We start from the raw sequence: 18,707 nt of genomic DNA on the forward strand, positions 1-18,707 counted from the left end.
CGCACGTTCTGTGCCAAATAAAAAGCCTGCCTTTGGGGAAGAGCAGACCATGAAGCTTGGGTTTTTTACGATGCCGATCCATCCCGTCGACAAGGATTGGCGGCTTTCGCTCAAGGAGGATCGCGAAGCTTTCCTGCTGGCCGACGAACTCGACTTTACCGAGGCCTATGTCGGCGAGCATGTCACCGACAGAGCGGAGAATATCACCTCCTGCATCGCGTTCATCGCGTGGCTCGCGGCGGCGACCAGGCAAATCAAGCTTGGCACCGGCACCGTCAACATGCCGAACGCGCATCCGGCGGCGGTTGCTGCCTCAATCGCGATGCTCGACCATATGCTCGACGGACGCCTGATCTTCGGCATCAGCCCCGGCGGCCTGCTGTCGGACGCGGAAGCGTTCGGCAATCTCGAAGCCGACAGGAATGCCATGTTCCTGGAGGCGATCAATCAGGTACTTCAGATCTGGGCCGGCGAGCCACCCTACAATCTGCAAGGCCAATTCTGGAACATATCGGTTCAGAAGACTCTGATCGAAGACATCGGCCAGGGCTTCATTCCGCGCCCACTGCAACGGCCGCACCCGCCGATCGTAGTCACGGCGGTGGCGCCGTTCTCCAAGGGTGTGACGGAAGCCGCCGCACGCGGCTGGGAACCGATTTCGGCAAATTTCCTGATGCCGGCCTGGGTGAAAAGCCATTGGCCGAAATACGTGGAGGGATGCGAACGGGCCGGCCGTCCCGCGGACACGGCAAACTGGCGCGTTGCCAAGAGCGTGTTCGTCGCCAGGGACGCAGCCACGGCAAAGGCCTACGCCACTGATCCAAATGGACCCTATGTCTATTACTATCGCTCGCTGTTCACCAAGCTGAAGCGCGCTGGCCGTATTGAATTGTTCAAAACGCGACGCGCTCAGCCTGACGACGAGGTCACGCTGGAGTCGATCTGCGACAAGCTGATCATTCATGGCACGCCGGAAAGCGTCGCAGATCAACTGCTGGCTTTTCAGGAGGAGACCGGCCCTTTCGGCACACTGCTCTATGCTGGTAAGGATTGGAAGGATCGCGAACTTGGACGCCGGTCAATGATCCTGATGGCCGAAAAGGTCATGCCGAGCGTCAACGCGGGCCTCTCCAAGGCCGCCGAATAATCCCATTCAAACGAGGAAAGCTTGCCGTGGCGCTGAGCGATCGCATTCCCTACCAGGCACAAATCGACCGACCAAGGCTGACGCTTCCCGGCGGCAAGAAGCTTGCGGTATGGGTTATCCTCAATGTCGAAGAATGGCGGATCGAGAACGCCATGCCTCGCACGGTGCTGAGCCCGCCGATGGGTCAGCCACTATTGCCCGACGTGCCTAATTGGTCATGGCATGAATACGGGATGCGCGCCGGCTTCTGGCGACAGTTCAAGGCGCTGACTGACCGCAAAATGCCGGTGACGTTGGCAATTAATGCCAATGTCTGCAATTCCTATCCGCGCGCGTCAGCGGCGCTCGAAGCGGGATTCGAATTCATGGGTCACGGTTTCGTGCAGGGACCGATGCATAAGGTCGAGAACCAGGCGGACGCCATCAAGCGCACGGTCGATACAATTTCGAAATTTGCGGGGAAGCCGCCACGATCATGGGAAAGCCCCGGTCTCACCGAGACCGAGGAGACCCTTGATCTGCTTCGCCTCAACGGTATCGAGTATATCGCGGACTGGGTGATCGACGATCTGCCGCAGGACATCGTCACGCCGCACGGCACCATAACCACAATCCCCTATTCGGTCGAAACCAACGATATCGTCATCCATGCGCTGCAGCATCTGCCGTCCGAGCAGTTCCTGAAACGCTGCACGGATCAGTTCGACCGGCTATATCTCGAAGGCGCATCGAACGCGCGGATCATGGCAATCTCAATTCACCCCTACATCACGGGTGTTCCGCATCGCATCAAGTATCTGGAAGCGCTGCTGGACTACGTGCTCGGTCATGATGGCGTTGCGCTCATGACAGCCAGTGAAATTGGCGACTGGTATCGCGCAGAACTGGCAAAGAATTAAAATTGCGGATCTAACGCAGCAACGCCAGCAAGCTCTGGCGATTCGCTTACGAAGAGCCGTTGCCGTCTCCGGTGATAAACCGGCCGAAGCTGCCGCGTGCGAACAGCAAGGGTTCCTGCCGATTGTAGGCGTAGGCTTCGACGGCGCCCAGGAAGATGATGTGGTCGCCCCCGTAATACCGATTGGCTGCACGGCACTGGAAACTGGCGACGCTGTCAATCAACACCGGCGCGTTGCCAAGCCCCGGCGTCCAGCTTACGCCGACGAACTTGTCGTCGGACGATTTTGCAAACTGCGATGCCAGCGCTTGCTGAGAAGCTCCAAGAACATTTATCGTGAAATGGCTGGCATTCTGGAAGATCGTGAGCCCCTGTGAAAACATCCCCAGACTCCACAAGACCAGCGGTGGATTGAGCGACACCGAGGCAAACGAATTGCAGGTCACACCGTACGGCCTTCCATCTGCGGACATCGCCGTGACGATGGTGACGCCTGTGGCGAACGTGCCAAGTGCGGTGCGAAAGTCGCGCGGATCGATCGCCGAGTTGTCGCTGGCAAATTCATTGGCCGGATCGGCCGGATGTTTGGGTGCGTCGGACATCCGCCAGGCCTCAGAGCGTCAGATTTTCGGACGGCAGGCCAAGCGCCACGCGTCCATAGTTGGTTCCCGCCGCATCGAAATTGAATGCGAGGTGCGAATTCACCGCGTGGGCGTCGCGGAACTGCCGCTGCAGCGCGCCTGACGTGAACAGGCTGCGCGCACCGCTTGCCGCGAACAACAACGAGACCGCTTCAGTGCAGAGCTTCACCGCGAACGCGCCATCCCGCCGAAGTCGCGTCTTGCCCGCAAGATCGGGAACGTAGCCGCGCCTTGCATCATCCATCGCGTCGATGCAGTTCGCGCGCATGACGAGGCGGGCCGCGTCGATCTTGGCGGAGGCTTCCGCAATCTTGATTTGGGTCGTCTGCAGGTCACTGAGTTTGGCACGATTGTAAGTCGAGGCCCGATGCCGCGCGAATTCGACGTAGTCGTTCAGACAGGCTTGCGCATTACCCAAGCCGACACCCGACAATACGTAGGGAAAGAGAGAGAATACCGGCAGCGCATATAGCGCGTTCGGATTGACCATGCTTCCCGGCGTTGGTCCGCCAGTCAACTCGCTGACCGCGACGGTCATTTTCTCCGCAACAAAGGCATCCTCGACCCATACGTCGTTCGATCCGGTGCCGCACAGTCCCGTCGCATTCCAGGTATCGTTGATCCTGTAGTCGCTCCTGTGAAGCAGGAATATACGATATTCGATGCCGTCAGCCTCGTCGTCCGATGACACCACGCCGGCAAGCATGTTCCAGTCGCAAGACTCGACGCCCGACGAGAACGGCCAGTGACCGCGAAGGACATATCCCCCCTCCGCCTTTCGCGCCCGACCGGCCGGAAAGATGAAAGACGATGCGATCAGCGCATCGGCATTCTTGCTCCAGACGGCGTCCTGCGCCTGCCGGTCGAACATGCCCAGCATCCAGTGATGGCTAGCAAGGTTGGCGAAATTCCATGCCACGGAAGCGTCCGCTTGCCCCAGCGCATCGGCGCAATCGACCAGAGCGACATAGTCAAGCTCGGTACCTCCAACGCGTTTGGGTTGTACGATCCGAAACAACCCGGTGTCATGCAAATCGCGCTCGGTCTCCGGCGGCAGACGCCGAAGCTCCTCGGTCTTTGAAGCACGATTGCGCAATTCCGGAATCAGCGCCTTGGCACGCGCAACCATGGCGACATAGGCGTCCGTACCCGGTCCCGTGGGCGACCTTGCATCCGGCTTTCCGCCGTCTCCAGCCATCATGTTTCCTCGCCCGCCCCGTTGCTTTTGCGCCGCTCGAGCCTGGCCAGTCTACCGGCTGACCGCCAATGATCAAGGCACACGGGAAGCATGGCTACTCCGCCACAAGACTGGTCCGCGAACCGCAAAAAAGCCCGGTGGCCACCGGGCCACCGGGCGAATAGAGCAATTTGAGTGCGCAGCGGACCAGCCGGTATTTTACGCCCTTGCGCCAATAGAGCGTATTCGGCCATGCCCAAGGGTCCTGGGGCTAGAGCCCGCACGAATGAAGTTGTTGGCTGAGTGCATGTTATCCGTGGTGTCGGAGATAATCGAGCACCACTCATTCAGGCGCGCACGCGCCTCCACAGCCCGCATCAGGCGCAATTGGCGCTGGTGTCCAAAATACTTACCCAGCACGCCAACGCGGCAAAAATGGCCGGCATTGAAGACGTGGGTAGACGGAATGATACCGGCGACGGCGACCGGCTCGGTTCTTTGAAAAGCAAGCCACCCGTGCCGCTGATCAAATTTGGAACGGGGCAGCGTCGAGCAACGTCATCTGATGAAGTTCCGCGAGCGCGTCTGCAATATCATCTTCATTCCCGTCAACCTGGCGAATCCGATACATCGCAGCAGCTGAATTCGTGCTCGTCGTTGACATTTCGGCGCGTCCGCCGATCATTTTCCGAGCGCCACCTTGATGCCAAGCCACACCGCCCCGACGAATCCTGTCACAATCACCGTGATGACTGCCTTGAAAGTGTAGCTCTGTGCTTGCTCGACGCTTCGGCGCCAGCGCCGCAAGTGTTGAAAATCCGCGCGCAACCCTTTGCGATCTTCCTCGTCGATTCCGAACGAGGTGAGCGCTGTCGCGACGGATTTGAGAACCACTGCATCGATATCGTCAGGACGAATTCTCTGCTGCTCCGCCAAGGTTTCGACGACGATAGCTCTGACATCTGCAGCCTGCTCCCCAGTCATCGCTTGATGATCCGCGCCACGTTCTCAAAACCCCGCTTGGCGAAATAGAACGAAACCACAAGATTGGATGTGATCGCAGCAAAACCCGCGAGCGGATCGGTAATACCGAGCCCAAGAACGCTGTCCCAGATCAACAATTTTCCAAAATAGATCGCCACGAAATATCCGATCAGCTTATCCGGCTCATACCAGTGCCCGATCTCGGCGATGCGATACCGCATGAGGGTGTTAGTTTCGGAGACCTGGGCTGCTATTTCGGCAGATGCCGCTTCGCTCGCAATCTTTTCCGAGATGTTGCCGGCCGCCAGCCTGGCCTTGTAACCGTCGATCAAGCCCTTGATGACGGGACCGCCGATAAAACTGATGATGGTCATCCACATCTGCGCGTCTCCAGCGTCATCCACACCGCGAATACGACCGCCAGTCCTTCGGCGCCGAATACGCCGGGACGGATCTGGTAGAGCTGGCTCGCCATCCAGATCACCCATGCACCGGCCAGCACGACCGCCCACATCAGCAGAGCGAGAACGATCTTCATGTCAAAGCGTCCGCCGTCGACAGGCTTCGGTAATCACGCCGGCCAGCGCTGCAAAGGTCAGCATCCCGAACGCCGACTTGGCGTCCAGGCTCGACAGCTGCGTGAAGTCGTACCCCGAGAATGCCCCGATGAGCCCGGCGCCGACGATGCCGACGACGTACTGAATGCGCGCCCCAGAGACTCGTCACGGAATCCTTGAACCATGCGTTGACCTTGTTCCATGTGGTGATCATGATTTCCTCCTGAAAACAGCGTTGAAGATGCTGGCAATGAACGCGCCGATCGAGCCTTCGCCGGATTGGCAATGGATGGCGCGGCAGGCTTTCAGCCGGGATCGGCTTGATCGAAAATCGATGGCGCGATCGTCGCCCCCGTGAACGTAATGGTGGGATCAAGCCATCATCGCCATCAGCAGGCCTGCGCAACCAAGCTGGCGGTCGACGACATTGGGATCGTAGACTGCGTCGCGGACATACTTGCCGGACCTATCCTGATCGGTGCCGGACCAAATGTAAGGCGACGGCCTCCCGCGCGCGGCGTAACCAAGCCGGTTATATTGCTCGAGCTTGGCCAGCGTCCGGCCAATGCTCCAGTCCTGTTGCTCCTGGCATCCCTTCAGGGGCCGCGTGCGGCGGTGACGATCCGCCCCGCAGGCTGGCATGTTCGCGCATGCCGGCCAATTGTGTGAAGGGTCCGAAGGCGGCCGCTCGCGACGCCCGGGGCGGGGCCGTTGGGAGTTGCGGCGTCGATGTGCGGCCGCCGTCCGATTGGGGGATTTCAAACAAAAAGCCCGCGACGGATTTCTCCGTGCGGGCTTTGCAATTTTCGCGATGATGGCGTTATGCCGGTGATTTGCCCGACAAGTCAAACCGTTTCCGAGCGGTCAACAAACTGCGGAAAATTTGACGAAACGGTTTCGACAAATTGAAACCGCCCTGGCTGACAATCTCGAAACGGAAAAGCCCCCGCCGTTTCCGGCGCGGGCTCTACGATATCTGCGATGATGCCAATGTGGGCCTGATTTGCTCGACGCGTCAAGTGGCCAAAGCAAAAAGAGGCCAAAGCAAACCAGTTCAGTACAGCGACATCGAAAACAAAATCGTTGGGCCGTGATGACGCAACCTGCGGCCCAACAGAGCGCAAGGAGGCTGTCGAATGTTTTTCGTTGCTGCCGTGCTCACGATTCTGTCGGGCTTGTTCTATGCGGCGGGCCGTCACGAGATCGGCTCGCTAGGTGTCGCGATGTGCCAATATGGCAGCCCGTTTTGCGACAATCCGTTTCTCGTCCTGGTCGCTGCCGGGCTGGCCGCGTGCTGGGGCACGTTCGTCAGCGTGCGCTAACGCACTTGTTCGCAAACCAGCAGACTTCGGTGAAGATGACCTTAAGCCCGTGATTTGCCCGACGTGTCAAACGTCGCGCTTTACTGCGGCGCCGGGTTCACCGGATGAACGGGCTTCGGCATGGGTGGCTCAGGCTCCACCCGCAGCTTCGGTTCGGTCGGCATGACCTTGGCGCCGGCTGCCTGGGCAGCTTCGCCGGTAGAACTGTAATTCGCCACAACGGCCGGCTGAACCTTCGGCTTGTTCCACGGCCCATGGTCGACGATCAGCATGCCGAGCACTCCGAGAACCGCGACCGCAATCGCCACCTTCAGCGGCCCGCCACCAGGTCTATTCAAGCGATCTTCCGTCAAAACCTTCGCCATTTGAAAATCCGCCTTTAACTTCCCCACGAGATCAAATCGCGGCGAAGAGGAAGGTTCCTCATCGGTTCGCAAGGCGATCGCTTCCGGGAACAAAAGTCCTGGCTGCGTATTGTAACGATGTCAGGTGTTTGCGCCGCAAATACCGGCCGACCAAGTGGGTTGCAGAACGTGAAAATCGAACCCTCAGACCCGTCGCAGCCCGGCATGGCGGAACGCGCCATCGATAGCGCGACCGATGTCTCACGCACGCTTACGGAGGTGTCTGCCGCGCTGCAGGCTGCCGTTGGTCGCCTCAGCGATGCGATCACGGCGGCACGGCAACCGGGAATGCCGCTCTCGACCATCAGTGCGATTACCCGCGAAGCGCCGCTCGCCAGCTTGTGCATCGCCTTTCTATTCGGTGTCGCGATCGCGCGTCGGCGCTAGCACGCCCTCTCAGAACTTGCCTTTGGTCGAGTCTTTCGCGGCCGATATAACCCCGCCGGTGATCTGACGCATATGTTCGCCGGCATTGGTGAACTGGCTGCGCAGGAATTCAGACTGGATACGCATGGCTTCCTGAAGATCGGTCGCATGGACCAGCTTTCGGGCATGCTCGAATGCAGCCTTCATGTTCTGTTCGGTAAACGTCAACGCCTGTCTGGAAATTTCCGTACCCGCGCCGGGCATCGACGTCATGGACTTTCCGGCGGCATCGAAGAACATGCCGAACGCCTTTTCTGCCTGATCGATGGTTTTCTCGGCCAGTTCGCGCAGCTCGGCCGGGACTTCGAGTTTCGGTTCGGTCATGGTCGCTTCTCCAATGTCGCCTTTGACAGGTTAGCACAATTCCCGGCTGCGTCTGCGCCGTATTGGACCGAGCTCCATCGAGGCACAGACCGCGCCTGTCGGCATCCGGCCGACCAATCCCGACGAACGGCTAAAGGAATGATTTCCTTTTCTCGCGGCCCGTAGCCGTACGGGTGGACGGCCGATTCCAATGGTGGCAACAGTGTGGCATAGTGATTCGGGTTAAAGATCGACTGTCGGTGGCGTTGCGTCTCTGTTTTTAAGTCTCTCGTGGGACATGGGGATAAAATGCTGCAAACGTTTCGACCGACGCCGACCTGCACGCGGTTTCAAACCAGTATAGAAATGCCTTGCATGAAATGCGGCGCACAGATGCGGCTGGCCATGATCGAGCCGCGCGACCAGAATTACGACGTCCTGACCTACCGCTGCACGCCCTGCGACTCCGGCGAGAGCTTCCTGAAGGCGCGCTGACTACGCCCCGTTCAGCACGGCTATTCCAGCCTGCGTCAGCACGAGCCCTTCGTCACGCACTTCCACCAGCCCAAGGCCGGTCAATGTCGTCAGATCTTCGTCGCTGACCGGCGACATTTTCAGCCGACGCGCCTGAACATCCCGCAACGTCCAGCGAAGACCGATAGCCTTCTCGAGGCTGAATTGGGCCAACGGATTTTCTGTCATTCGCTTGCGACTACTTGGCCATGGGAGATCGGACTCGTGTTTGGGGCGCCCTCCCGGGCGCAGCTGATAATGCGAAGGGGCCCGCCAGGTTCCTGACGAGCCACCAACTTGGGAAATGACTGCGTGTTTCCGGGCGAAAAGGCCCGGCGGGGCCGCCCTTCTCAATAGCGATAGGGTTCGATATCCAGCAATGGAAATGCGCTGAACACACTCGGCGGATTCGTCGCGGTCGCCGCATGCAAATAAGACTTGTCGAGTTCGGCAAGGCTTTTGACGCCGAGCAGCCCGAGGCAGCGGATCATCTCGTCTTCCAGCAGCTCCAGCATTCGCACGATGCCGGCTTCGCCCGCGGCCGCGAGTGCCCAGCATTGCAGGCGGCCGATGCCGACCAGATCGGCTCCTGACGCGATCGCCTTCACGATGTCGGTGCCGCGGCAGAACGAGCCATCGACCATGATCTTGGCGCGGCCGGCAACCGCGTCGACGATTTCCGGCAAGACGTGCATCGACCCTCGTCCATGGTCGAGCTGGCGGCCGCCATGGTTCGATATATAGATCCAGTCCACGCCATGATCGAGCGCGATGGCCGCGTCTTCCGCAGTCGCAATACCCTTGATCACCAGCGGAATTTTATACTTGTCCTTGATCAGCTTGACCGTGCGCCAATCCAGCCCCTTCTGAAAGTCGCCGCCGGTGGCCCGGATGCGGCTTTCGCGGACATACCGCTTGGCGATATCGCGCTCGCGCCGGCTGTAATGCGCGGTGTCGACGGTCAGGCAGAAGGCGGCATAGCCATTGTCGATGGCGCGGCTGACAACGTCTTCGACAAAGGCGTCGTCACCACGAACGTAGAGCTGATAAATGCGCAGCGCATCGGGGGCGGCCTTGGCGGTGGCTTCGAGCCCCGGTTCTGACACCGAACTCAACATGTGGGCCGCGCCGAACTGCCCTGCTCCGCGTGCAACGGCGGCGCCTGAATTGGGATCGAAAATTTCGAGTGCACCAACCGGCGCAATCATGACCGGCAGGCGCAAGCGGCGGCCGAATACTTCGGTCGACCCGTCGACCTGGGCGACGTTCCGCAGCACCCGCGGCCGGAATGCAATCTCGTCGAGCGCCATCCGGTTGCGGCGCATGGTGGTCTCGGTCTCCGCGGCCCCCACGATATAGTCCCATGCGTTCTGGTTGAGCCGGGCGCGGGCTTTGCGGACGAATTCGTGGAGATTCTGGAATTCTTCGCCGCTGGCGCCGAGTTCGACATTCCTCGCCGGCCGGCTGGGCGTCCCGTCATTCATGGTGCTTCTCTCCCGTTTTGCCGGCACATTACCCGCAGACAAACGGGAAAAGCTACCGTTTTGAACGAGTTAGGCGTCGTGCAAACGCAGGGATGTTATTCGTTTGCGAGATGCGTCGAGCCTCGTCGGCGCCGGCTCAGGCCGTGTTGCCCGGCTTCCCGAAAGCCCCCGCGTCAGCCAACGCCGCGATCCGTCGCTCATCGTAGCCGAGCGTCTTTCGGAGCACTTCGCTGGTATGCTCGCCAAGCAGCGGGGCCGCCACGGGATCGATGGTTGGCGTCAAGCTCATATGTAGCGGCGTTTCAATATTGGGGACTGCGCCCGCGGTCGGATGCGGAATCTGGCTGAGGCGATGGCGACCGCGCACTTCCGGCGCGTTAAAACCTTCTTCGACCGTGCGCAGATGGCCGACCGGTATGTTGGCCTTCTTCATCTTCGCCATCCAGTACTCAAGGCTGTCGCTGGCAAAGATACCGGCAATAATGGCGCGCAGCTTTTCCTTGTTGGCGGATCGGTTTTTCCTATGCGCGAACTGGGGGTCAGTAACGAGATCCGGCCGATCCAGTACGTCCACCACGAGCCGGCGGTACAGACGGTCGTTGGCGCAGGCCATGTAAAGCGGTCCGTCGGAGGCCTGGTAAAGACCTACGGTGGGCGAGCCATTCGGCGAATTGCCAAAGCGGCCAGGATTCGCGCCACTGACCAGATAGGCCATGCCGTAGAATGCGGTCATCGCTACGGCAGTGTCGATCAGCGCGACCTCGACCTGCTGGCCGCGGCCGAGCCGGTCGCGGGCGATCAGCGCCAGCAGGATCGCGTTGCACGCCGACATGCCCGTCGCCAAGTCGACGATCGGCGGACCGGTTCGCACCGGCTCGCCATCCGGATATCCGTTCAGCGACATGAAGCCGCTTTCGGCCTGCGTAATCGGATCAAACCCGGGACGTAGAGCGAACTCACCCTTGCGGCCATAGGCAGAGATTGAGCAATAGATCAGCCGCGGGTTGGTCGCCACGACGGAAGCGTAGTCGAGGCCATATTTCTTCATCACGCCGCCGGAGAAATTCTCCACCACGACATCCGCTTTCGCGATCAGTTCACGCGCGACTTCGAGCGCGGCAGGATTGGTGAAATCGAGCGCAATGCCGCGCTTGTTGCGATTGAGGCTGAGGAAGGCCGCGCTCTCGCCGCCGATTTCCGCGTGTTCATAATGGCGGGTATCGTCACCACCGTCAGGGTTTTCGATCTTGATCACTTCGGCGCCGAAATCGGCCAGCGTTTGCGTGCAGGCCGGGCCGGCAACGACCCGGGTGAAGTCGACGACCAGCAGACCGTCCAGCGCAGTCGGTTCACCCTTTGCGCGCGGCGTTCGCTCCGGCAATTGCGGCTTGGCGGTCATCTCCAGCATTTCCTCTTTGTTATTCTGCCTGGCGAAACCAAGGTTTCCGCCGCGACTTCAAGGCTTTCTTACCGGAACCGGATGGGTAACGCCAAACCCCGATTTTGCAGGGCGGGACCTGTCGCTGACATAGCTCTCAAGACGGGGCGCGGGGCTCGGGCATTGTCCCACGCCTCCAGGCTCCAGGCCAGGATTCGACCGCGAGGGTCCCCCAAACAGAGGGTACCCTAAAAAAACGTCGCCCGCCCCCGGTCAGATCCGGGAGGCGAGCGACGCTGCGTCGTTAATTCCGTGGAAGTCCGTCTCCTACTCGGCGATCACCACACCGGACCCGCCAAGCTCGGCAGGAAAATCCTTCAGTTTGGGCAGCCCATCCCGCATCGGCAGCACCGTCTCGGCGTAATTGACGTGCACGCCGGGCGTGAAGGGAAGCGTCGGCAGGGTTGCGGCGAACACATCGACCAGCCCGAGCGTCGGATGATTGGTCATCAGGTGACCGCCGCACTCCGCGCAGTACTTGCGCTGGCTCATCGGCGTCTTCTCGAACGTCGCGACATGTTGCGCCCCCGCGGTGATCCGTACCGCCTCCGGCTTCCACAGGGTGAACGCGTTCACTGGCCCGCCGGACCACGAGCGGCACGAACGGCAATGGCAATAACCCATTCCTTCCGGTGCGTCCGTGACCTGAACCTCGACCGCACCGCAAAAACAGCTTCCAGTATGTTTCATAGTTCCTTCGTCTCCGTGCAGATAGTTGAGAAGTGATCAGTTTAGTTTGCGCCATGGGAACAGCATCGGAACGTGCTCCCGATAAAAGCGATACTCGTCACCGAACATGCCGATGAGATCTCGCTCCTCGAGCATGATGCCGATGAAGATGTAGGCCGTGGTCACCGTTGCGAAGAGCAGATGCCCGGCGCTCATCGTCGGGGCCGCCCAGAACGCGATGACGAAACCGAGATAGATCGGGTGCCGGACAAAACGGTAGTAGAACGGCGTCCGGAAAACGGGCGCCGGCATCTGGCGGCCGACCAGATTGTTGGCGACTTGATGCAATCCGAACAGCTCGAAATGATTGATCAGGAAGCTACTCGTGAACACGATCACCCAACCGATGAACGACGCCGTGGCGATCACCATGGCCATTTCGGGTTCCTGGACGTGCCACATGACCGCCGGCATTGGACGCCATTGCCAGAACAACAGCAGAAGCATCAGACTTGCGCACAGCACGTAGGTGCTGCGCTCGACGGACTTTGGAATAAACTGCGTCCACCAGTGTTTGAACGATTTCCGCGCCATCACGCTATGTTGGATGGCGAATAACGACATCAGAGCGAGATTGATGACAATGGCCTCGAATATCCCTGATTCCGGGCCGATATCAATCGCCTTCGGCACGAAACGCCCCGATACGAACCCTATGGCGTACAGAATCGTAAACAGAAATGTGAGATAGGCCACACCACCAAATAGAAATGCAGTGAATCTTAGCAGCCGATTGCCCGGAATCGCCGGGCTAATGGCTTGGGCTTCCGTCATGAAATTGACTCCGCTACGGAAATGCGATTTCAACACCCGATTTTGGCAGAGGTGCACGGAGAGTGGCGACAGGTCTTTGCCTGAAGCTTGATCTCTTCATGAGACGGACTTGATTGTTTCTTTAGAAAATATGCGATGGGACAAGTGAAATTCAACTTCGATAACCACACCCTCGACATCGATCGTCGCGAGCTGCACCGTGGCGCCGACCTGGTGGCGATGCAGCCGCAAGTGTTTGACCTGCTGGTTCACCTGTTGAAGCACCGCGATCACGTGGTCAGCCGGGACGATCTCATTGCGCTGGTGTGGGGAGGACGAATGGTCTCGGACTCGACACTGGACAGCCGGATCAACGCCGCTCGAAACGCGATCGGCGACAACGGCAAGGAACAGCGGCTCATCCGCACGATTCCCCGCAAAGGGATTCGCTTCGTCGGCGCCGTGAACGGGCCAGGCGATGCGCAGGCCGCTTCGCCAGTAGAAGCAGAACAGCCGCGTTCGGCGCTAGCACTGCCCGACCGGCCAGCCATTGCCGTACTGCCGTTCGACAATATGAGCGGCGACCGTGAACAGGAATATTTCTCCGACGGCATCAGCGAGGACATCATCACCGCGCTGTCGAAGCTGCGTTGGTTCTTCGTGATCGCGCGCAACTCATCGTTCACCTACAAAGGCAAGGCAGTGCACATGAGGCAGGTCGCGGCCGAGCTCGGGGTGCGCTACGTGGTCGAAGGCAGTGTGAGAAGAAGCGGCGATCGCGTCCGCATCACCGCTCAGCTCAATGACACCGCGACCGGCAGCCACATCTGGGCGGAGCACTACGACCGCAAACTGATCGACGTATTTGCGGTGCAGGACGAGATCACCGACGCCATCGTCACCGCGATCGAGCCGCAAATTTACGCGGCAGAGAACTGTCGCAGCCGGCGCAAGCCGCCCAACAGCGTGGACGCATGGGACCTGGTGATGCGGGCGCTGTCGCATCACTGGCGGGTGACCCGGCCTGACAGCCTCACCGCGCAGGCGCTGCTGGAACGCGCGATCACGATCGATCCGAACTACGGCCAGGCGCTGGCCCTGTTCGCAACCAACCATATGTTCGGCGTGCATCTGGGCTGGACCGATCTTGCAACCGCGGCGCCCATAGCCGAACGAGCAGCATTGGCAGCGATTGCCGCCGACAGCGAGGATGCCTGGGCGCATACCGCGCTCGCCAGCGTGTATTTCTCTACGCGCCGGCTTGAACATTCGCTGGCAGAGTTTGAGCTGGCACTCCAGCTCAACCCGAACTTCTCCCTGGCGCAGGGGTACTATGCCCTGGCGCTGTGCTATAGCGGTAGGTGGACGGATGCCTATGCGGCAACCCAACGCGCCATCCGACAGAGCCCACGCGATCCCTCTTCCGCGATCTATTACGGCGTTGCGGCCTACGCCCAGTTCGTCGGACGGAATTATCAGGAAGCGATAGCACTGGCGCGCGAGGCGACCCGCCAGCGCGGCGACCTCACCGGCGCCTATCGGGTGCTGACGGTCGCTGCCGGCATGACCGGCCAGATCGAACTTGCCCGGAGCGCGCTTCACGAGTTGCGTCGGACCCAGCCCAATATTTCGCTGGCCTGGATCGCGACGCAGTTACCCTGGAAGCATGACGCCGATCGCGAACACTATCTCGAAGGCTTTCGCCGCGCCGGGCTGGAATAAGCTGCGACCACTGCTCCTGCTGGACTACTGCTGCTTTTCCCAGAACGACAGCAATCCCTGCGAGGCCGAACCGCCGATGACACAGGGAATGCCGATCGCGACCTGCCCCAGCGCAGCCGCTGAGACGCAACCGAGCGCGACCGCGCCGACGCCGACCTGACCCCAGAAGCTGAGGTCGCGGCGACTATCCGAGCCCTTGATCTTGAGTTCATCCACAGCGGTGAGCGCATCCTTGCGGAGCGCTGCGATTTGCACCGTGTCCGCCGCCTCGATCACTTCGGCGAGCGGCACCTTGACCGTCGCCGGCTGTCTGGCTAGTTCGCCGCGGAGATATTCGCGCAAACTGGCGTCGCGGATCGCGTAGCTTGCCAGCGTATAGCGCGCCATGCTTCCGACCGTCAGCTTGTCGACCGTGTCGCGGCTCTTGCTCCACGGCAGCATCTGGATGATGCGCTCGATAGGCGCATGCGAGCCGGTCGCAAAATAGTAGCCCCACAGGGTATCCAGCAAATCCTGGTTGCCCGCAAATGTGAGCGTCGTGTTCAGCTTGCGCTCGTCCTTGGCGAAGGGATTCTTGGTGAACGCCCCGCGCAGCTTGTCCATCACGCCGGGCTTCATCTCCTCAAGCGGAATGTCGGTCAAGGTCGGCAGCTTGCCCGCGAGGTAGCTGTCGATCATGACCTGCCGGCCCGGCATGCGTGGTGCGACCCGGCGCAGAACGTTTCTCCAGTCGGGCAGGCCCGAATAGGCGATGGCACGGATGATCACCCACTCGTCTTCCGGACGGATGGGAAAGAAGCTGGCAATGAGCTGCTCGGCCTTGGCCGGGTTAGAGCCGATCGCCCCCGCGACAAAGCCGAGATAGATTCCGGCATTCTCGGGCTCCTTGAACGTCTGCGAATGAAACAGCACACGCACCGCGGCCGGGACGTGGGCGTAGTCCGGCTTGGCACGGTAATTATAGATCCATTGCTGGACCACGCCGAGCGAGGCGCTCGGATCGACGTCCGGCGTCTTCTCCGCATACGCTGGCTGAATCAGCATGAGCGCAGTGGCAACGAAAGCTGCATAACGCATGTGATGCTCCTGCGAGCTAGACGCATGCGCGGTTCCGCACGGGCGTCTTAGGCTCTCTCGATAGCGAAGCATGAGGCGCGCATTGCGACAATTCTGAGAAAATCAGCATTAACAGAAGGCGCCTAAATTGTGGCGCACCGCCCCGCAACTCACCTTATCCCAGACATTTTTTTGCACTTCGATCTCAGCCGATCAATAGGAGACCCGCGGAACATGGGGATCAGAGCGATTAGATACATCACGCAAAGCAGGCGAACTGCCTATCGGCTTGCCGGCGCTCTCGGATTGATTTTCGCGACTCCTGTCATCGCCGAAATTGCATCGCCGTCGCAGGGATCGATCGTCGTCGAAGGTAACCGCCGCGTCGACGCCGAGACCGTACGCTCCTACTTTCACGCGACGCCTGATGGCCATTTCGACAACGCCGCGCGTGACGCGGCGTTGAAAGCGCTGATCGCGACGGGCCTGTTCGAAACGGTTTCCATCGAACGCGCCGGCGAGCGGCTTGTGGTGCGCCTGTCCGAAGCGCCCGTGCTCGACCGCGTCGCATTCGAAGGCAACAAGAAGGTCAAGGACACCGACCTGGCCGCGGCCGTCGAAGCGAAGCCGCGCGGCTCGCTGCAACGCGCCACCGTGCAGGCAGACGCCGGCCGCATCATCGAAGCATACCGGCGCGCCGGCCGCTCCGGGGTCCGCGTCGATCCGCAAATCATCGACCGCGGCAATGGCCGGGTCGACCTCGTCTACGCCATAACGGAGGGTGCAAAAACGCCGGTGCGGCAGATCGACTTCACCGGCAACAAGGCCTTCGGCAAGCGGCAGCTCAGCGCCGTGATCAAGACCTCCGCCCATCATATGCTGAGTTTTCTGACCGGCGGTGACGTCTACGATCCCGACCGCATCGCACAAGACCAGGAACAGTTGCGGCTTTACTACCGCAGCAAGGGTTACGCCGATGTCAGCGTCTCCTCGGCAAAGGCCGAGTATGATCCGGCGACGCAGGGATTTACGCTTAACTTCGCAATTGACGAGGGCCAGCTCTATCGCTTCCGGGAAGTTAGCGTCGCCTGCAACGTGCCGGGCCTGGATTGCGACAAGCTTCGCGCGCTCCCCACGGCCCACCCAAACGCGGTGTTCGACGGCAACGCCCTGGACAAGACTACCGAGCTTCTGGCCATCGAGATGGCAAAGCTCGGCTTTCCCTTTGCCCAGGCGACCCCTCGCCTCACTCGCGATGCCGCCGCGCAACGTATCGACGTCGCCTTCGTGATCGAACAGGGGCCCCGCGCCTATGTCGAACGGATCGAGATTCATGGCAACACGCGCACCCGCGATTACGTGATCCGGCGCGAGTTCGATATCGCGGAAGGCGATGCCTACAACAAGACGCTGATAGACCGGGCTGAACGGCGCCTGAAGAATTTGAACTACTTCAAGACGGTGAAGATATCGAACAGGCCGGGCTCGGCGCCGGACCACATCATCCTCGATGTCGAGGCGGTTGACCAGGCGACCGGCGATTTCAATGTTGCCGGCGGTTACTCGACCACCGATGGCGCCCTCGTCGAGGTCAAAGTAGGCGAGCGCAATTTCTATGGCACGGGCAAGAACGTCCAGGCCACCTTCACCTACGGCCAATATGCGCGCGGGATCAATCTGGCCGCGTCCGAACCCTATTTTCTCGGCACCAGGGTTGCTGCCGGAATCGAACTGTTTGGCCGCCAGAACGACGCCAATAGCTACCAATCCTACGGCAGCACGACCTATGGTGCGAGACTGCAGTTCGGTACGCCGATTACCGAGGAAATCGGCGTGCAATGGCGCTACTCGATCTATAATCAGAACATCACGCTTTCGCCAAACGCTTCGGGCCTGACGCCTTCGCTGGCCGTCCAGCAAGCGGCCGCCGCCGGCCCGACCTGGGTCTCCGCCCCCGGCAGCACGACGACCTACAGCACGCTGGACAACACAAAGAGCCCGACCAGCGGGATCAGGTCGCAGCTCAGCCAGGATCTGGCGGGGCTTGGCGGCGACGTAAAATTTCTGAAGACGACCGAAGACGTGCGATACTACAAATCGATCAACAGCGATCTGGTCGGCATGGTTCGCGCCCAGGGCGGCTACGTCACCGGTTGGGGCGGCCAGCAGGTGCCGCTGATGAACAATTTCTTCGGCGGCCCGACCATGGTGCGTGGATTTGCCCCCAACGGGTTCGGTCCACGCGACCTGACGCCGGGCACCACGATGGATAATGTCGGCGGCAGCGCATATTGGGCAACGACCGCAGAACTGCAGAGCGCAATCCCCGGCGTGCCCAATGAATATGGCCTCAGGGCCACCGCCTTCGTCGACGCCGGCAGCGTGTTCCGCTACAGCGGATCGACAGCATCGCTTCAGGTCGCCAACAAGAATGTCGTTCGCTCGTCGATCGGCGCTGGCCTGACCTGGGCCTCGCCGTTCGGCGCCTTGACCGTCGACTACGCCGTCCCCCTAAGCAAGGCTGCCTACGACGTGGTGCAGCCTCTTCGGTTCAGCGCGGGAGGGTTTTGACCGGGACAGGATGCCCCGTCGCGAACCCATAAAGCAACGCCAGCCGGTCGAGGCATTCGCGAAATCGCCTTGAAAAATAGTCACCCCAGCGTTTGGTGCACAGGCCTCTGCGCTGGCCGACCTGTTCCATGGTCAGACCCTGGACCAGCACGTCATGCACCAGCGCCGAGCCGTCCGCACCCAGTTCGCGTTCGGCCCGGTTCAACCGCAGCACGGCCTTGCGCTGGCCCTCGGTGATCGGTTCGCGGCTCTGCCCGCCATCGACATATTCCCGGGTGGGATCGACCGCACGCGGTCCGCGCTCGGCCTTCTCCCAGTCGCTCTGGAACGCACGTCCCGCCTGATACTGCGCCTCGTCGATCTGGCGGTGAGAATGCAGGCGCGCAAGCGGATCGTTGCGAATCGAACGCAGGGCAACGATCTTCTCGCCCGGCTCCAACGCCAGCGGATTATCGACCTCGACGGTTGCGACTTCCGCATTGCGCAACAAATCGCGGGACCTCCGGTCGTGTACCTTGGCGGGATCGTAAGGCTTTCGGCGCTTGGCTTTCGGCATCTGATGGACTCCTCGAAAACAGTGGA

General features: G+C 60.6%; 22 protein-coding genes. 6 read left to right on the top strand and 16 right to left on the bottom strand.

Features of this window, described 5'->3' with window-relative positions; translation table 11 throughout:
- The first annotated feature begins 49 nt into the window (after positions 1-49).
- Positions 50-1,147 carry an LLM class flavin-dependent oxidoreductase gene (locus ACPPVP_RS33020; RefSeq protein WP_426527769.1) on the top strand — a complete coding sequence of 366 codons (1,098 nt, stop codon included), beginning with the start codon at positions 50-52 and terminating at the stop codon, positions 1,145-1,147.
- A 26-nt stretch (positions 1,148-1,173) separates the two neighbouring features.
- Positions 1,174-2,046, top strand: a complete 873-nt coding sequence (locus ACPPVP_RS33025) for a polysaccharide deacetylase family protein (RefSeq protein ID WP_426527770.1) — start codon at positions 1,174-1,176, stop codon at positions 2,044-2,046.
- A 46-nt stretch (positions 2,047-2,092) separates the two neighbouring features.
- Here the strand turns inward: ACPPVP_RS33025 and ACPPVP_RS33030 are convergent, their stop codons facing one another.
- The 7 genes from ACPPVP_RS33030 to ACPPVP_RS33060 all read right to left on the bottom strand — a co-directional run bounded on the left by ACPPVP_RS33030 (position 2,093) and on the right by ACPPVP_RS33060 (position 6,046).
- Entirely contained in the window at positions 2,093-2,647 is a 555-nt protein-coding gene (locus tag ACPPVP_RS33030; RefSeq protein WP_426527771.1) for a flavin reductase family protein, read from the bottom strand.
- A 10-nt stretch (positions 2,648-2,657) separates the two neighbouring features.
- Positions 2,658-3,884, bottom strand: a complete 1,227-nt coding sequence (locus ACPPVP_RS33035) for an acyl-CoA dehydrogenase family protein (RefSeq protein ID WP_426538191.1) — start codon at positions 3,882-3,884, stop codon at positions 2,658-2,660.
- A gap of 505 nt (positions 3,885-4,389) precedes the next feature.
- Positions 4,390-4,548 (bottom strand): hypothetical protein, encoded by a 159-nt coding sequence (locus tag ACPPVP_RS33040; RefSeq protein ID WP_426527772.1) that lies wholly within the window; start codon positions 4,546-4,548, stop codon positions 4,390-4,392.
- The gene (locus ACPPVP_RS33045; RefSeq protein ID WP_426527773.1) at positions 4,545-4,847 is read right to left on the bottom strand and encodes a hypothetical protein; all 303 of its coding nucleotides are present in this window, start codon (positions 4,845-4,847) and stop codon (positions 4,545-4,547) included. Before ACPPVP_RS33045 ends, ACPPVP_RS33040 begins: the two co-directional genes overlap by 4 nt.
- A complete protein-coding gene (locus ACPPVP_RS33050; RefSeq protein WP_426527774.1) occupies positions 4,844-5,227 on the bottom strand; it encodes a hypothetical protein in 384 nt (127 codons plus the stop codon). Before ACPPVP_RS33050 ends, ACPPVP_RS33045 begins: the two co-directional genes overlap by 4 nt.
- Entirely contained in the window at positions 5,218-5,385 is a 168-nt protein-coding gene (locus ACPPVP_RS33055; RefSeq protein WP_426527775.1) for a hypothetical protein, read from the bottom strand. The genes ACPPVP_RS33050 and ACPPVP_RS33055 overlap by 10 nt, the downstream gene beginning before the upstream one ends.
- Positions 5,386-5,776: 391 nt before the next feature.
- Positions 5,777-6,046 carry a hypothetical protein gene (locus ACPPVP_RS33060; protein ID WP_426527776.1) on the bottom strand — a complete coding sequence of 90 codons (270 nt, stop codon included), beginning with the start codon at positions 6,044-6,046 and terminating at the stop codon, positions 5,777-5,779.
- 494 nt (positions 6,047-6,540) lie between these two features.
- Between ACPPVP_RS33060 and ACPPVP_RS33065 the strand changes: the two genes are divergently transcribed.
- Positions 6,541-6,726, top strand: a complete 186-nt coding sequence (locus ACPPVP_RS33065; protein ID WP_426527777.1) for a hypothetical protein — start codon at positions 6,541-6,543, stop codon at positions 6,724-6,726.
- Between the two features lie 80 nt (positions 6,727-6,806).
- On the opposite strand, the gene ACPPVP_RS33070 is transcribed toward ACPPVP_RS33065, so the two are convergent.
- Complete coding sequence (locus ACPPVP_RS33070; protein WP_426527778.1) at positions 6,807-7,091, bottom strand: hypothetical protein; 285 nt, start codon at positions 7,089-7,091, stop codon at positions 6,807-6,809.
- 204 nt (positions 7,092-7,295) lie between these two features.
- On the opposite strand from ACPPVP_RS33070, the gene ACPPVP_RS33075 reads away from it, so the two are divergent.
- Entirely contained in the window at positions 7,296-7,517 is a 222-nt protein-coding gene (locus ACPPVP_RS33075) for a hypothetical protein (RefSeq protein ID WP_426538193.1), read from the top strand.
- 9 nt (positions 7,518-7,526) lie between these two features.
- Here the strand turns inward: ACPPVP_RS33075 and ACPPVP_RS33080 are convergent, their stop codons facing one another.
- From ACPPVP_RS33080 to mddA, 6 genes are all read right to left on the bottom strand, one after another.
- Complete coding sequence (locus ACPPVP_RS33080) at positions 7,527-7,880, bottom strand: phasin (protein ID WP_426527779.1); 354 nt, start codon at positions 7,878-7,880, stop codon at positions 7,527-7,529.
- A 474-nt stretch (positions 7,881-8,354) separates the two neighbouring features.
- On the bottom strand, positions 8,355-8,546 hold the full coding sequence (locus ACPPVP_RS33085) for a hypothetical protein (RefSeq protein ID WP_426527780.1): 192 nt from the start codon (positions 8,544-8,546) through the stop codon (positions 8,355-8,357).
- Between the two features lie 176 nt (positions 8,547-8,722).
- Positions 8,723-9,856, bottom strand: coding sequence for an alpha-hydroxy acid oxidase (locus ACPPVP_RS33090; RefSeq protein ID WP_426527781.1), 1,134 nt, complete (start codon positions 9,854-9,856; stop codon positions 8,723-8,725).
- A gap of 136 nt (positions 9,857-9,992) precedes the next feature.
- Positions 9,993-11,255 carry a CaiB/BaiF CoA transferase family protein gene (locus ACPPVP_RS33095; RefSeq protein WP_426527782.1) on the bottom strand — a complete coding sequence of 421 codons (1,263 nt, stop codon included), beginning with the start codon at positions 11,253-11,255 and terminating at the stop codon, positions 9,993-9,995.
- Between the two features lie 306 nt (positions 11,256-11,561).
- On the bottom strand, positions 11,562-11,984 hold the full coding sequence (locus ACPPVP_RS33100; RefSeq protein ID WP_426527783.1) for a GFA family protein: 423 nt from the start codon (positions 11,982-11,984) through the stop codon (positions 11,562-11,564).
- A gap of 36 nt (positions 11,985-12,020) precedes the next feature.
- Positions 12,021-12,797, bottom strand: coding sequence for a methanethiol S-methyltransferase (gene mddA / locus ACPPVP_RS33105; protein ID WP_426527784.1), 777 nt, complete (start codon positions 12,795-12,797; stop codon positions 12,021-12,023).
- Between the two features lie 144 nt (positions 12,798-12,941).
- Here mddA and ACPPVP_RS33110 point away from each other — a divergent pair, with 144 nt between their 5' ends.
- Positions 12,942-14,498 (top strand): winged helix-turn-helix domain-containing protein, encoded by a 1,557-nt coding sequence (locus ACPPVP_RS33110; RefSeq protein ID WP_426538195.1) that lies wholly within the window; start codon positions 12,942-12,944, stop codon positions 14,496-14,498.
- Between the two features lie 24 nt (positions 14,499-14,522).
- Here ACPPVP_RS33110 and ACPPVP_RS33115 read toward each other — a convergent pair whose 3' ends face one another.
- Positions 14,523-15,575, bottom strand: a complete 1,053-nt coding sequence (locus ACPPVP_RS33115) for a hypothetical protein (protein WP_426527785.1) — start codon at positions 15,573-15,575, stop codon at positions 14,523-14,525.
- Positions 15,576-15,788: 213 nt separating this feature from the next.
- Between ACPPVP_RS33115 and bamA the strand changes: the two genes are divergently transcribed.
- Positions 15,789-18,125 (top strand): outer membrane protein assembly factor BamA, encoded by a 2,337-nt coding sequence (gene bamA, locus ACPPVP_RS33120; protein ID WP_426527786.1) that lies wholly within the window; start codon positions 15,789-15,791, stop codon positions 18,123-18,125.
- Here the strand turns inward: bamA and ACPPVP_RS33125 are convergent.
- On the bottom strand, positions 18,106-18,681 hold the full coding sequence (locus ACPPVP_RS33125) for a DUF6456 domain-containing protein (protein ID WP_426527787.1): 576 nt from the start codon (positions 18,679-18,681) through the stop codon (positions 18,106-18,108). The two genes, bamA and ACPPVP_RS33125, sit on opposite strands and share 20 nt — an antisense overlap.
- Between the last annotated feature and the right edge of the window lie 26 nt (positions 18,682-18,707).

This window comes from Bradyrhizobium sp. McL0615 (assembly GCF_049993905.1).
In the GTDB taxonomy this organism is placed as follows: Bacteria; Pseudomonadota; Alphaproteobacteria; order Rhizobiales; family Xanthobacteraceae; genus Bradyrhizobium.